Origin of the sequence: Endozoicomonas sp. ONNA2 (genome assembly GCF_024606365.1) — a bacterium.
In the GTDB taxonomy this organism is placed as follows: Bacteria; Pseudomonadota; Gammaproteobacteria; order Pseudomonadales; family Endozoicomonadaceae; genus Endozoicomonas.
This window is the reverse complement of the sequence record NZ_JAHHPO010000378.1, coordinates 1-1087: the sequence shown is the minus strand read 5'-3', so window position 1 is coordinate 1087 and position 1087 is coordinate 1. Positions and strand designations below refer to the sequence as shown.

Annotated in this window: 1 protein-coding gene; it reads left to right on the top strand. The window is 39.4% G+C overall.

The features are described 5' to 3' along the window. Positions 1-399: 399 nt before the first annotated feature. Positions 400-1083, top strand: coding sequence for an OmpA family protein (locus KDK14_RS06930; RefSeq protein WP_257264306.1), 684 nt, complete (start codon positions 400-402; stop codon positions 1081-1083). The last annotated feature ends 4 nt before the right edge of the window (positions 1084-1087 follow it).

The window sequence follows — 1087 nt, the reverse complement described above, 5'->3', positions numbered from 1 at the left end:
ACGACCGGCTTCCGAAGGTTTCAACGTCTTCTGAAGTTACGGATTCAGGTTTAAGACATCCGAAGAAGAAATAAGCAAGCTTCAGGTAGACCTTATTAAATCAGCTGGTGAATCATCCAAAGCTCTGATCAATCAGTCTCAAAAAGTACTTTCAGCCTTAGAAAATAATATTGAGTCTACAGTCGAGAAAACCCTAAAAGAGACCGCTACATTAATAAATGGGCAAATGACTGATATCAGTGATGCCACATCTCAACATTGCACAAACATTCTTCAGCAATTTGCGGATAAACTAACCACTGTCACAGGAAAGTTTACTTCAGACTATAAATCATTACTTCATGAAATGGAGCAAGTCATGCGCACCTGGAAAAATATAGATCGATAAGGAAGTAAGCAATGAATAACTATCATGATGAGCAAGAAGAGAACCACTGGCTTTCAGTATCTGATCTAATGTCAGGGCTAATGATGGTCTTTCTCTTTATATCTGTAGCCCTAATGAGAAGCGCATTTCTGGAGCGAGACAAAATTAAAGAGATCGCAGTTGCTTATCAGGAAAACCAAGTTGCCATATATCAGGTATTGCAAAAAGAGTTTGAGAAAGACCTTAATAAATGGCATGCAATGATAGATGAAGATACTTTAACATTTACGTTCCGAGCACCAGATGTATTATTCAAAAATGGTGAGATTGAGCTTAGCAATGAATATCAATCATTACTCTCTGACTTCTTCCCAAGATATATGAGGGTACTGAAACCATTTAAAGCCTCTATCAATGAAATTCGGATTGAAGGGCATACCAGCAGTGTGTGGAATCGCTATTCTTCAGATCAAGTCGCCTATTTCAAAAACATGGAACTATCTCAGGGACGTACCCGCTCTGTACTTGACTACGTCTACAACATACCGAGTAGCAAAACTTATCGTCCATGGATAAAAACCAATATAGCCGCAGTAGGGCTATCATCATCAAAGCTCATCCTTAATCAATATGGAAAAGAGGATGACTCCCAATCTCGGCGGGTAAGCAGGGCGATAGAATCGGCCTTACGATCGTTCCAATCAAGGCTAATTTAAACGA

What these genes read in the sequence shown, in the direction of transcription:
- KDK14_RS06930 (WP_257264306.1), top strand. Translation starts at nt 400, where the DNA reads ATGAATAACTATCATGATGAGCAAGAAGAGAACCACTGGCTTTCAGTA.